This is a genomic window from Ruegeria sp. G7 (genome assembly GCF_056535465.1).
This window is the reverse complement of record NZ_JBQFIL010000001.1, coordinates 76006-89053: the sequence shown is the minus strand read 5'-3', so window position 1 is coordinate 89053 and position 13048 is coordinate 76006. Positions and strand designations below refer to the sequence as shown.

The 13048-nt window shown below is 57.3% G+C and carries 8 protein-coding genes; 5 read left to right on the top strand and 3 right to left on the bottom strand.

All coding sequences use genetic code 11. The features are described 5' to 3' along the window. The first annotated feature begins 22 nt into the window (after positions 1 to 22). Positions 23 to 1936, top strand: coding sequence for an adenylate/guanylate cyclase domain-containing protein (locus ACR3EN_RS00415; protein ID WP_480870191.1), 1914 nt, complete (start codon positions 23 to 25; stop codon positions 1934 to 1936). A gap of 571 nt (positions 1937 to 2507) precedes the next feature. Here ACR3EN_RS00415 and ACR3EN_RS00410 read toward each other — a convergent pair. Next, complete coding sequence (locus ACR3EN_RS00410) at positions 2508 to 4364, bottom strand: sigma 54-interacting transcriptional regulator (RefSeq protein ID WP_480819580.1); 1857 nt, start codon at positions 4362 to 4364, stop codon at positions 2508 to 2510. A gap of 203 nt (positions 4365 to 4567) precedes the next feature. Here ACR3EN_RS00410 and ACR3EN_RS00405 point away from each other — a divergent pair, with 203 nt between their 5' ends. Genes ACR3EN_RS00405 through cynS form a run of 4 tightly spaced genes read left to right on the top strand, consistent with a single transcriptional unit; the run spans position 4568 to position 8224 of the window. Then, positions 4568 to 5959, top strand: a complete 1392-nt coding sequence (locus ACR3EN_RS00405; RefSeq protein ID WP_480819581.1) for a CmpA/NrtA family ABC transporter substrate-binding protein — start codon at positions 4568 to 4570, stop codon at positions 5957 to 5959. Continuing rightward, positions 5960 to 6796: a nitrate ABC transporter permease gene (gene ntrB / locus ACR3EN_RS00400; RefSeq protein ID WP_480819582.1), complete on the top strand. Its 837-nt coding sequence runs from the start codon at positions 5960 to 5962 to the stop codon at positions 6794 to 6796. It abuts the gene before it with no gap. Positions 6797 to 6808: 12 nt separating this feature from the next. After that, on the top strand, positions 6809 to 7714 hold the full coding sequence (locus ACR3EN_RS00395; RefSeq protein ID WP_480819583.1) for an ABC transporter ATP-binding protein: 906 nt from the start codon (positions 6809 to 6811) through the stop codon (positions 7712 to 7714). Positions 7715 to 7753: 39 nt separating this feature from the next. Continuing rightward, a complete protein-coding gene (gene cynS, locus ACR3EN_RS00390) occupies positions 7754 to 8224 on the top strand; it encodes a cyanase (protein ID WP_480798096.1) in 471 nt (156 codons plus the stop codon). A gap of 464 nt (positions 8225 to 8688) precedes the next feature. On the opposite strand, the gene ACR3EN_RS00385 is transcribed toward cynS, so the two are convergent. Continuing rightward, positions 8689 to 11805 (bottom strand): efflux RND transporter permease subunit, encoded by a 3117-nt coding sequence (locus tag ACR3EN_RS00385; protein WP_480870186.1) that lies wholly within the window; start codon positions 11803 to 11805, stop codon positions 8689 to 8691. Then, positions 11805 to 12911: an efflux RND transporter periplasmic adaptor subunit gene (locus ACR3EN_RS00380; protein ID WP_480819585.1), complete on the bottom strand. Its 1107-nt coding sequence runs from the start codon at positions 12909 to 12911 to the stop codon at positions 11805 to 11807. The genes ACR3EN_RS00385 and ACR3EN_RS00380 overlap by 1 nt, the downstream gene beginning before the upstream one ends. Positions 12912 to 13048 lie beyond the last annotated feature (137 nt).

The following is a 13048-nucleotide window of genomic DNA, read 5'->3' as shown; positions in this document are numbered from 1 at the left end:
AGACTGTGAACAGGAGGGTCCTATGAAGCGCCGACTCGCCGCGATCATGGCTGCCGATGTCGTTGGGTATTCGTCGTTGATGGGCAGCGACGAAGCAGGGGTATTGTCCGCTCTCAAAACTCTGCGTTCAGAGGTTTTTGATCCCGCAATTGCAAGTCATCACGGGCGCCTCGTCAAGGTGATGGGGGATGGTGCTCTTGTCGAGTTTGCTTCGGTTGTCGATGCCGTAAACTGTGGCGTCGAGATCCAGCAGGCAATGTCTGAGGCTGCTCCGGCCCTCGACAACGGGTCGCGGTTGCAACTTCGGATCGGGATAAACCTCGGTGATGTCATGATCGCTGATGGGGACCTCTATGGTGACGGGGTGAATGTTGCCTCCCGCATTGAAAGTTTGGCGGACCCAGGCGGCGTCGCGGTTTCCGAGAGTGTCGCGCATCAGGCTATGGGCAAGGTGGATGTCGGATTTGAGGATCTCGGTCTGAAAAACCTAAAGAACATCGCCGAACCGGTTCGGGTTTTCCTCGTTATGCCCGACAGAGCGCCCGCATTCAAACGGCGATCAAACAAGCTTCCATTGACGGCCGGTGCATTGGTTCTGGTAGGTCTTGGGGCTGTAAGCATATTAACGTGGTGGATCGGCTTTGATCGCGAACCGCCCGATGCCATGACCTTTGATGAAGCTGCTCTGTTGTCAGAGCCAACAGGCCCGACCGTTGCGGTTCTGCCATTTCAAAACCTTAGCAATACGGACGCCCGCGATTTATTGGCTGTTGGCATTGGCGAAGACATCATCGTTGAGCTGGGGAGCTACCAGGACCTCAACGTACTGTCCCGCCAATCCACCCATTCCGTCGGACCGGACGAAAGTGACCCGCGCAGTATCCGGCAGAAATTCGGCGCGGACTATGTGCTGGAGGGCTCAGTCCGGCAGGTTGCAGATCGTCTGCGTGTGACAGCACGACTGATAGACACAGCTTCGGAGCTTCAGGTCTGGTCGGAGGCGTATGACGAAAGCCTCACGACTTCAAGTATTCTGGACGTTCAACTGAACATAACTGAAAAAGTAGCCTCGGCTGTGGGTGACGCGGGCGGGGCGATCAAGCGCATTCACGCAGGTCATGCGCGTGCGAAACCTCCGCAACATCTCTCGTCTTATGAGTGTTCCCTGCTGCGCGTTGGTTTTCTAAACCGACGGGATATGCAAGAGCGTGTCCGCGGCTGTATCCTGCGGGTTGTTGAGGACGAACCCGAGTATTGGCGAGGGTGGGCGCAATTGGCCGAGGCACTGCTTACCGATGTGAAGCTTTTTACCGGGCTGTATCCAGGGACACAGGACGAGAAAATCCAACGCGCGGAAGAGGCCGCGCGGAACGCGGTGTCTCTGAATCCGTATTCTGAGCGCGCACACTTCCTTTTGGCGCTTGTGCTGCAGATTCAGCGCGATCTTGACGGGTTCTTCTCGTCCGCCGAAACAGCGCTTGCGTTGGGGGCAGATCGGTATCTGCAAGGTCAGATCGGCTATGAGTTCATTTGGTCCGGGCGTCTGGAATTGGGCGCCGCTCTTGTCGAAAACGCAACTGCGCTTGACCCAAATGCGGCAGACCCGAACTGGTATCAGGCGCTGGCCGAGTATCATTTCCTGAACGGAGATTATGAAACAGCGCTTAGCACCTATCGCAAGGGGGCACAGCCGGACATCTGGTGGTCGGTGTCCATCGAGGTTGCAATTCTGGCTGAACTGGGTCCGCACGAGGCCGCCATTTCCGCGCGGGACAGGCTCAACAAAATTCGTCCGGGGATAAAAATTGCTGACATTGTCTGGATGTACCGGCGCTTTGCGCGCCCGGATGAACACATCTTGCCTTTTGTCGAAGCCTACAGAGCCGTGGACATGCCCGAGGGACAGTTTGCTCCGCTTCAGGATAGTGCAGGCTGACCGACAGAGGGCGGCAGGCCATAGCGTGGTGCCAAGTTTGGCACCGATTCTCATTTGGCACGTCCGCGATTTGCAAACTTGCCAACCAGATCCGTCGGTTTTCGGGGTGGTTTTTGATCCTGCGAATTGCCTGCGCATCGCCGAAATTGACAGTTTCGGGTCAGTCTCAAGCGCATCTTTGACGGCCTCTTGGGCATCCTCTTACCTGCTCATCTCGGCAAGAGTGGCCGCGCTCAACAGGTGATGAAACAGCCGCCAAGTATTGCTTGTTGCCACCGCGCCCAACTGCCGGGCTGCGTCCAGCGCTACTTCGTAGCGTTCCAGGTGAAACAGGATGTGACCCCGTTAAAAGTACATGTTTTGCAACATCGGATCGCGCGGGCTCAACCGGATCGCAATCTCTATCTCGGGCACTCCTGGCCGACATTGCGTGCGTGATGATCTATTATTCGGAGGCGTTTGCCTTTGGGTTCAGATGCCAAGCTTCGATTGATTTCATGCTCGACTTTCTCTCGGACGGGTGCTTTGGGGATGATCTGGTCGTTATGTGAAACCCTCATGCGAACCTGACCTATTGCCATTCGGTATCGACAATGTTCATGGACTTGATCCGCGAATACAGAGTCGTTGGCCTGACGCCCAGCAACGCTGCGGCGCCGGAAGGGCCGGAAACCAGTCCTTGTGTTTCGCGCAGGGCTGCGATCATGTTTAATCGCGCCAAGTCCTGCATCTGAGCTTCTGTTTTAAAAGAGGCGTTTGTGGGTGCGCCTGGTGACGCGCCCTCAAGCTCGACTACAAGCTTTGTATCATGAGAAACAATTGCGGCACGCTCGATCACGTTGTGGAGTTCGCGGACGTTTCCCGGCCAGTCGTAGCTCTGTAATTGCTTTACCCCATGCTCGGTCAGAACCGGCACAGGCCGGTTCAGCCTGCGGCAGGCGATCTTGAGCAAATGCGTGGCCAGTTGCGGGATATCCTCGGGCCGGTCGCGAAGGGGTGGACAGGTGATCGGAAAGACGTTGAGGAACAGATACAAGTCCTCGCGAATGCGGTCGGCCCTGCGTGCTTGCGCCTCGGTGAGAGAGGTGGCGGCGATGACGCGCAGGTCGATCGGTTTTTCCCGCGTGTCGCCCAACCGTGTCACTACGCCGTTCTGCAAGACCGCCAAAAACTTGCCCTGAATCTCCAGCGGTAAATCTTCCACATCGTCCAGAAACAGCGTGCCACCATGGGCCAGTTCCAGCTTGCCAGGTTTGTCCCGCGTGGCCCCGTTATGGGCACCGCGCACCTGCCCGAACAGCTCGGCCTCAACTTCTTCGCGCGCCACGGAACTGCATTTGAAATGGATCAGCGGACGCCGGGCACGTGGGCTGGCTTTGTGAATTTCGGTCGCTACCAGAGATTTGCCGGTGCCTGTCTCACCCGAGATCAGCACGGTCGCGTCGGTTCCGGCTACGAGGTCGATCCGCGTCACGATCTGCCGGATCGCAGGCGAGGTGCCGATGATATCGTGATGCGCCCGTTCCGAGGTGATCGCCTCTTGCAGATAGGCGTTCTCCTGCTCCAGCCGGTCGCGCAGGGCAGCGACTTCATCCAGAGCGTCGCGCAGCTTGCGTTCGTTTTCCTTGCGCTCAGTGATGTCGCGAAAGATCACCACGGCCCCGGCCAGAACCTGTTGGTCGTAAATTGGGGTCGAGACATATTCGACGCGGATCGGCTTGCCATCCTTGCGCCAGAACACCTCATCCTCAATCCGGTTGACCTGTTCGAACCGGAATGAGCGGTAGATCGGGCATTGCTGAGATGGGTAGACTTCGCCGTTCAGATGATGGTGGTGGATCATTGAATGGATGTCTTTGCCCAACAGATCACGGGTTGTCCAACCCAGCATCTCTTGTGCGGCTCGGTTGACGAAGGTGGTTTTTCCCTCGGCATTGACGCCGTAAATACCTTCACCCGCCGCGTTCAGGATCAGCTGGTTCTGACGTTCCAGTTCGGCAAAGAACCCTTCGGTCCGCTTCCATTCCAGGATACCGGCGCGAAAGGTCTCGGCCATCGCGGTCAACTCGGCCCGGTGGTCCAGCGCGTCCAGATCGGTCAGCGTCATCATCAGCCAGCCCGGTTTGCCCGGCATCTGACGCGCGCGCAGTTCGCAGCGCGTCACCTTTCCATTGGCCGAGGTCAGGGGAATATCACGGGTCCAGCTTTCGCTGCGGTGGTCGACCTCTTCAATAAACACGACGAATTGCGGCAGTGCGGATCGCAGGTAGCGCGAGAAGGGCAAAGGCCGGGTATCAGGCCCTGCACCCAGAAAATCACTTGCACGGTTATTCCATTCGACAATCCGGTCGGCAGAGGTGTCCAGCACCAGCGCCGCCTCGGGCAGCGCGTGCAAAAGGGAATCGGGGGGCAGCAGGGCAAGCGTCATATTCGCAGTCTAGCGCTGCGGCGCGGCATCTGAATTCGAGATTTCGTAATTTACGATTTATCGTAAAATCTGTCAGGCCTCATTTTGAGTAAACTATTATTTTCAATTGATTTTATTCGACGCACAAATTTTGTGCGCCCCCTGTTTTAGCGTCATCTCGGCTGGCACGATTATGTCAACTTCACTGACACAAGGGGAAAACCATGACGATCAAGAGCCTTGGAAATCCGTTTTCCGCAAAGACCGACCTGCGCCACGGGGCCGATTGCGGTTGCGAGGGATGCCTGTCGGGCCACGGCCATGACAAGGACTATGCCGAGCCCGAGGTCATGACCTCGGAACAGATGACCGAACGCGTGGTCGAAAGCGCGATCGTGCGGTCTGTGTTCGGGCAAAGCGACATCAACCGTCGATCGTTCATGGGGATGCTGGGTGGCGGGACCGCTGCGGCGGCGCTGGCCTCGGTCTTTCCGCTTGAACAGGCCAAGGCGGCCATCCTCGACAATCTGGGCACTCCCGAGAAAACCGATCTGAATATCGGCTTTGTTCCGATCACCTGCGCCACGCCGATCATCATGGCGCAACCGATGGGGTTCTACGAACGCTACGGCCTGAATGCTCAGGTCATCAAAACAGCCGGCTGGGCCGTGGCCCGCGACAAATCGCTGTCGGGCGAATACGACGCCAGCCACATGCTGACACCCATGCCATTGGCAATGACCATGGGCGCGGGATCGGTTGCGACGCCTTACATCATGCCTGCCGTCGAGAACATCAACGGGCAGGCCATCGTTCTGTCGAACGAACATCTGGACAAGCGCGACCCGAAGCAGTGGAAAGGATTCACCTTCGGCGTGCCGTTCGAATACTCGATGCACAACTTCCTGCTGCGCTATTACGTGGCCGAATTCGGGCTGGACCCGGACGTCGACATCCAGATCCGCGTTGTGCCGCCGCCAGAAATGGTTGCGAACCTGCGCGCCGGAAACCTCGACGGCTATCTCTCGCCCGACCCGTTCAACCAACGCGCCGTGTGGGAGGGGATCGGCTTTATCCACACCCTGACCAAGGACATCTGGGAAGGCCATCCCTGCTGTGCCTTTGCCGCGCCGCTGAGCTTTGCAACCGAGCTGCCAAATACCTATGGCGCGCTGCTCAAGTCGATCATCGACGCCACGCAATTCGCGTCGAACCCCGATAACCGCAAGGATATCTCGGAAGCGATTGCGCCAACCAACTACCTGAACCAGCCGGTCCCGGTGATTGAGCAGGTTCTGACCGGTACCTATGCCGATGGATTGGGTGAGGTGCAGCAAGTGCCGGACCGGATCGATTTCGACCCGTTCCCCTGGCATTCGATGGGCGTCTGGATCCTGACGCAGATGAAGCGCTGGGGCTATATCGAGGGCGATGTGGATTACAAAGGCGTGGCTGAGCAGGTCTATCTGGCTGCTGATGCCAAGAAGGTCATGACTGATCTGGGCTATGACGCGCCGGACGTGACTTACAAAACCCACACCATTATGGGCAAGACCTTCGATCCGAAAGATCCCGAAGGGTATGTGTCCAGCTTTGCAATCGGGAAAGCGTCGTAAATGTTGGACAACCTCTCGATCAATCAGCGCGCGGCGCTGCTGTCGGTGGTGATGCTGGTGGTCGGCCTTCTGATATGGGAGGCCGCCATTCCCGCCCAGAAAGCCGCCGAAGAGCTGACCGAATACGAACGCCTGACCGGTGGTGGCGCGCAGAAGGCCGGTGTGCCACCCCCAAGTCAGGTCATCGCCAAGGCGTGGGAGCAGCTGTCGAACCCGTTCTACGACGCGGGCCCCAACGACAAGGGGATCGGCATTCAGATCGGCTATTCGATCTATCGTGTTCTGGCCGGGTATTTCATGGCTGCCCTCGTGGCGATCCCGCTGGGTTTTCTGATCGGGATGAGTCAGGTCGCCTACAAGGCGTTCAATCCATTCATTCAGGTGCTGCGGCCCATTTCACCACTGGCGTGGATGCCGCTGGCCCTGTTCATCATTCAGGACAGCGAGGCGAGCGCGATTTTCGTGATCTTCATCTGCTCGATCTGGCCGATGCTGATTAACACAGCCTTCGGCGTCGCCGGTGTCCGGCAGGACTGGGTGAATGTCGCGCGCACGCATGAACTGGGGCCGTTTCGCACCGCCTTTACCGTCATTCTGCCCGCCGCGGCCCCAACCATCATCACGGGCATGCGCATCTCCATCGGCATCGCTTGGCTGGTCATCGTAGCGGCCGAGATGCTCGTGGGCGGCACAGGCATTGGCTATTACGTGTGGAACGAGTGGAACAACCTCGACCTCACTTCGGTGATCTTCTCCATCCTCATGATCGGCGTAGTTGGCATGCTGTTGGATTCGGCTTTTGCCTACCTGCAGCGCGCCGTCGCTTATGCCGAATAAGGAACAACACTCATGGGCAAACCGTTTCTAAGTATCGAATTGTTGACACAGCAATTCCCGGACGGGCAGGGCGGTACGCTGACCGTGTTCGAAAACGCCAGCTTTGGCATCGAAAAGGGTGAATTCGTCTGCATCCTGGGCCATTCCGGCTGTGGTAAGTCGACCATCATGAACATTCTGGCCGGTCTGGCAGAGCCCACGTCAGGCGTGGTCAAGATGGACGGGTTCGAAGTATCCGGCCCCTCGCTGGATCGCGGTGTGGTGTTCCAGAACTATTCGCTGCTGCCGTGGCTGTCGGCGCTCAAGAACGTAACCTTCGGTGTCAAAGCCCGCTATCCCGACTGGCCCGCCGCCAAGGTCGAAGAACACGCGCGCGCTTTTCTAGCCAAGGTGGGGCTTGAGGGCGACGTGGTGCACCGCAAGCCCAGCCAGTTGTCGGGCGGTATGCGGCAGCGCGTGTCGATTGCCCGCGCTTTTGCCAACCAACCCAAGCTGTTGTTGCTGGATGAACCCTTCGGCGCGCTGGATGCGCTAACGCGAGGCACGATTCAGGACGAATTGCTGAAAGTCTGGGGTGAAACCGAACAGACCGTGTTCATGATTACCCATGACATCGACGAAGCGATCCTGCTGGCCGATCGCATCCTGCTGATGACCAATGGCCCGTTTGCACGGGTCGCCGAGTCGGTCGAGATCACTATTCCCCGGCCCCGTACCCGCACCGAGATCGTTGATCACCCCAACTACTACGCGATCCGAAACCATCTGGTGCAGTTCCTTGGCCAGCGCTCAAAGGAACTCGCCGGTCAGGCCAGCGATGGTGCGGCGCAACGGCCTGAGTCGGTTGTGATCGACCTGACAGATTCGGCCCCCGAGGTGCCTGAGACCAACCCTCAACTGCGGGCCGTCAACGACTGAAAGCCCCGCGCACGGACATTCAAATCAGGAGTAACCCAAATGAAAGACACAATCGAAATCCCCGCTATGATGACCAAAGAAGATGTCACCATGATGATCCTGTCAGCCAAGAAACAGGCTGGCCTGACCTGGGAGGGCATCGCCGAGAAAATCGACATGTCGCCGGTATGGACCCATTCGGCCTGCATGGGCATGAACGCTTTCCCCGCCGACAAGGCCGACGCCATGGTCACCCTGATGGGCCTGCCACAAGAGGCCGCAAGCGTACTGGCCGAACCGCCCACAAAGGTCTGGGAACAAAGCGTCCCTACCGACCCCTGCATCTATCGTTTCTACGAAATCGTCGGTGTCTATGGTCCGACCCTCAAGGCGCTGATCGAAGAGAAATTCGGAACCGGCATCATGTCTGCCATCGATTTCGACATGCAGGTCACCCGCGTTCCGCACGAGAAAGGCGACCGCGTCAAAGTCGAGATGTCGGGTAAATACCTGTCCTACAACTCCTGGTAAGTAGATCACCGGACATTGAGCCCTTTGCGGACAGCCTCAGGGCTCAGGCTGTCCGCAAACGGTGGGTTCGGAAACAGCGGGGCATTGGATTCCCAGCGAATGCCTCCTCGGGTAGGCCGCACCTATCATCGAAATTCACTGTTTAAGATCAGCTTTGGGCTATACGAAAACCCTTCAACTACGGCTCAGCGGTTTCTTCATGATCTCAGCGCGGCAGACGATGGATCATGGCCTGCGACCGCTCCTCTGTTAAGGCGAATATACACGATGCTTCAGGCTTGCGTCAGCGGCGGGGATTTACCGTGTGGGCGAGCGCATCGAATGTTGGCGCAAAAGACGGCTCACTGAACCGGCGCCCGTCAGGTGTCAGTACTTCAAGGTCTGGTTCCGCCAGATCGGTCGCTGATCGCAGTTGCAATTTCCTTCCCAAAACAGTGATTTCGGCTAGAATTCTTGGCTCGAACCTATGTCACAGCGTTTATCTCATCAAAGTCTGTTCTTCCGGGTTTGGTACCCCAAATTCCATGGAAGGTCGCATAAAGGACTGGAACAAGGATCATCGTCAGGATTGTGCCGACCGTTAACCCTCCCATGATCGTAACCGCAAGACCGATCCAAAAGACGTCGGGCAGAAGCGGGATAACCCCCAAAACCGTCGTGGCAGCCGCCAGGGTCACGGGACGCAGGCGCGATACACCGGCGTCAATCAACGCGTCGTATGGTGCAAACCCGTCGGAGAGGTTGTCGTTTATCTGATCGATCAGCACGATTGAATTTTTTATCATCATTCCCGCCAGACTCATCGCCCCCAAAAGCGCGACGAAACCAAATGGAGTTCCTGTCAAAAGCAGGCTCGGGGCGATGCCGATCAGAACAAAGGGGATGACTGAAAAAATCACAAGCGGCGGGCGATACGCGTTGAATAGGCCAACGACGATCAACGCGATCAGGGCCACGGCGGGGGCGATACCGGGTATCAAAGATGCCTGTGCTTCGACTGTGTCTTCGTATTCACCTCCCCATTCCATGCGATAACCGACTGGCAACGAAGCGGCGATAGCCTCAAAATCCGTCAGCAGGCTATCGCGATAGCTTGGTTGTGTGATGCCATCGATCGGGTTTGCCTGCACTGTCAGTGTCCGCGCTCGATTGAGACGCTGGATCACCGGGTCTTCTGTTTCCGCTCTGAGATCACTGATGACTTGCGCAAGAGGGATTGTTCCGGGGACTTGCGGATTCTGCACCTGCAAGAGCTGGAAATTGTCTATCGCGGTCAGATCAGCCTCTGGCGGGCGCAGAACAATTGGAAGCAGTTCATCTCCATCGCGGAAAATGCCAATCGTCCGCCCGTCAAATGCCCGCTTGGTGGCATTGCCGAGATCTTCATAGGTGGTCCCGGTCCAACGAGCACTTGCCTGATTGAACTCTGGGACCTGAGTGAGGACTTTGTTGTGCCAGTTGGTGCGCGAAACCTTGGTCCAGGGATGTGCCTCCAAGAGTTGCAGAGCCTGGTCGCCATATTCGCGCAGGACCTCCGGGTCCGCATCTGCCGGACCTACGATCCTTGCCTCAAAGCCCCAGGTTGTTGCAGGACCCACGCCAAACCGCCGCGTGAATGCGGTTGCTTCGGGGTAAGCTTCAGCAAGCCAATCTGTGATCGCTTCTGCGATTTGCGGGATGTCCTTGTGGCTTTCGACATTGACGATCACTTGCGCATAAGCCGGGTTGGTCGGCTCAGGATCAACCGGAAGATAAAACCGGGGCGGGCCCGCGCCGATGAAGGCGGCAGTGCCGGTCACGCCGTCTTCTTCGGACACGCGCGTCTCAATCTCTGCGGCTGCCGCAGCCACGGTTTCGATCCGCGTACCTTCCGGTGCGTAGAAATCGATCATGAACTTGCTCATTGCAGATGTGGGGAAGAACAGCTGCGTGACCGACCCAAAGGCCACAACGGATGCAACCAGAAAGGCAACTGCTATTCCGATCGTCAGGTAACGCAGCCGAACGGCGGTTTCCAACAGCCTACGATATCCGCGAAGGAACACCCCCTCGGTTTGCTCACCTTGTGCCGCGACTTTCAGCATCGCGACACATTGCACAGGTGTCACCGTCATGGACAAAAGCCAGCTTATCAGCAGCGATATGGCAACTACTGAAAACAGGGTTCGACAATATTCACCTGCGCTTTCGACCGATGCAAAGATTGGATAGAACGCCATGATGGCCACGATAGTCGCCCCCAACAGCGGGATAGAGGGACGGGCAGCAGCCTCAACCGCGGCCGTGACGCGATCCATGCCTTTTTGGATACGCACACTTGCGCCTTCTGCAACCACGATGGAGTTGTCCACCATCATGCCCAAAGCAATAATCAAAGCCCCAAGAGACATCCGCTGAAGGTCGATGCCAAACATCGCCAGTGGAATGAACGTGGCAAGGATGGTCAGCAGCAACCCACTGCCGATGATCAGGCCCATGCGAACCCCCATCGCCAGCGTCAGCACCGCTAGAACAATGGCAACGGCCTGAGCCAGACTGATCAGAAAACTACTGACAGCAGTGTCCACGTCATCTGATTGCCAGTGAACTTTCTCGATTTCGATCCCGATGGGCAGCGCAGGCAATAACTCATCCAGCCGCGCATCGACGGCCTGACCAATCTCAACAACATTCGCGCCGGATTGGAACGACAACGCGATTCCAATCGCAGGCTTCCCGTCAAAACGCATCAAGGTCGTTGGAGGATCGACATAGCCTTCCCGCACGTCGCCAATATCACCCAGGCGTATGATTTCGTCGGTGACGACCCCAGTTGTTGTCAGCGCGTCCAGGGCGCTGGGCCGGATGGCAAGATCAGCGATGTCCTCGGGGCTTTTGAAGGCGCCAGTTGGCGCAATTCGTATCCGGTGATCGCCAACGTTGAGACGCCCGGCATCTACAACCGTGTTTTGCGCATCAATCGTCGAAAGCAGAGTTGCGCCAGAAATGCCCAAAGCGGCTAGGGATTCTTCAGTAGCATCTACATAAATCGCGCGGTCCTGAATCCCCCAAAGATCGACGCGTCCGACGCCATCGACAAGCGCCAGTTCTCTCTCCAAATCCTCGGCATACCCACGCAATTCGGTTTGGGAAAATCCGTCCGATGTCAGGGCGATCACCAAGCCCAGTACGTCCCCGAAATCGTCATTGATGATCGGGCGTCCGGCGCCAGGTGGCAACTGCCCTTCAATGTCCCGAACCTTGCGACGCAGCGTATCCCAAATCTGCTGCAGCTCATCTGACCAGTACTGCGCTTTGATATCGACAACAATCGACGACATCCCGGCCCGGCTCTCGCTGGTTATCTGGTCAATCTCTTTGATTTCCTGCAGTTTTCTTTCGATCCGCTCAGTGACTTCCTGCTCGACCTCTTCGGGGCTTGCACCGGGGTATGGCGTTGCGATCACTGCTGTTTTGATTGTGAACTCGGGGTCCTCAAGCTGGCCCAGCGAAAAGAAGGACACGATCCCGCCAAAGCTGAGAAGCACAACCGTGAACCAGGTAAATTTGGCGTTGCGAATTGCGAAATCTGCAAGGTTCATCACTTCGCCTCCTCAAACATGCGCACTTTCTGGCCGGGTCTCAGACTGTTGGCTCCGGCGGCGACCACGATCTCGCCCGGCACGAGGCCATCTTTGACAGCCACACCACGGGAATCCGCAAATCCCAGCTCCACGTCCCGGGCGGACACGGTCATTGTGTCTGCATCAAGGACCCAGACTTGCGTTTGCGTCTGCCCTTCCGGAGTGAAAACGGCGCCAATCGGTACCGAGATCGCGCCTTCCACCACATCGCCATCTTCTGGTTGACCGCGCACACGACCGGTCATGCCCGGAAGGATGCGAGCACCTTCTGGTTGGTCCATGGCCAGGGTGACCGGAAAAGTCCCAGTGGTGGTCGAGGCTTCTTTGCCGATTTCACTGATGCTGGCGGGCCAATCCACTACGCCGACAGCGGGAAAGCTGACCACCAGATCGCCAATCTCTGGCAGGACCGAAATAAACCGTTCCGGCACGTCGATCACCATCTCAATCCGCTGATCATCCAGGATTCTGAGGATTTGTTCCTTGGCTTGGACCTCTTCAAAGACCTCGACGAAATCTGCAGTCACAATACCGGAAAATGGCGCAGAGATTTCGGTGTATGAAAGGTCAAGCTTGGCGTTTTCAAGCGCCGCTGTCACGGACTCGACGGCCGCGCGTGTCGATGCTTCTTGCGCAATGAAGCGGTCCAGGGTCGCCTGTGCCGCAACATCGCGCTCGACAAGCTGGCGCTGCCGATTGGTCTGGGTTTCTGCATTTTCAAACGTGGCCTCAGCGCTGGCGAGTTCTGCGGTCAGGCGATCGACTTCTGTCTGGAATTGCGCCCTGTCCAGACGCGCGACTGGATCGCCTTCCCCTACATCGTCACCAACCGCCACCAAAAGCGCCTCGACCGTGCCCCCGACGCGGAAACTCAAAGTCGCCTGGCGTGCGGCTTGAGCAATGCCTACGAAAAAGCGGTCATGTTCTTCGCTTCGATCACTGATGGTCAGTGTCTTGACCGGACGCACCACCTCTTCTTCGGTTTGCTCACTCAGTTCTTGGGTTTCGGCAACCGTCGCGACCAGAAATGGTACTGCAACAAAGGTTCGAAGCAATCGTCTCATTTGGCTATCCTGTTTCCAAGAAAACGTTCGCGGCGCGAATACGCGCGGCAATTTTCTTTTTAGGAGATCGCTGTCAGAGAGATCGTAGTAGGCATTTTACGGCGTTTTACCGTGAACTCATCTTGAAAACCGCGCCA

Coding starts and splice junctions, on each gene's coding strand:
- ACR3EN_RS00395 (WP_480819583.1), top strand. CDS start 6,809: ATGGGCAAACCGTTTCTAAGTATCGAATTGTTGACACAGCAATTCCCG.
- ntrB (WP_480819582.1), top strand. CDS start 5,960: ATGTTGGACAACCTCTCGATCAATCAGCGCGCGGCGCTGCTGTCGGTG.
- ACR3EN_RS00385 (WP_480870186.1), bottom strand. CDS start 11,805: ATGAACCTTGCAGATTTCGCAATTCGCAACGCCAAATTTACCTGGTTC.
- ACR3EN_RS00410 (WP_480819580.1), bottom strand. CDS start 4,364: ATGACGCTTGCCCTGCTGCCCCCCGATTCCCTTTTGCACGCGCTGCCC.
- ACR3EN_RS00405 (WP_480819581.1), top strand. CDS start 4,568: ATGACGATCAAGAGCCTTGGAAATCCGTTTTCCGCAAAGACCGACCTG.
- cynS (WP_480798096.1), top strand. CDS start 7,754: ATGAAAGACACAATCGAAATCCCCGCTATGATGACCAAAGAAGATGTC.
- ACR3EN_RS00380 (WP_480819585.1), bottom strand. CDS start 12,911: ATGAGACGATTGCTTCGAACCTTTGTTGCAGTACCATTTCTGGTCGCG.
- ACR3EN_RS00415 (WP_480870191.1), top strand. CDS start 23: ATGAAGCGCCGACTCGCCGCGATCATGGCTGCCGATGTCGTTGGGTAT.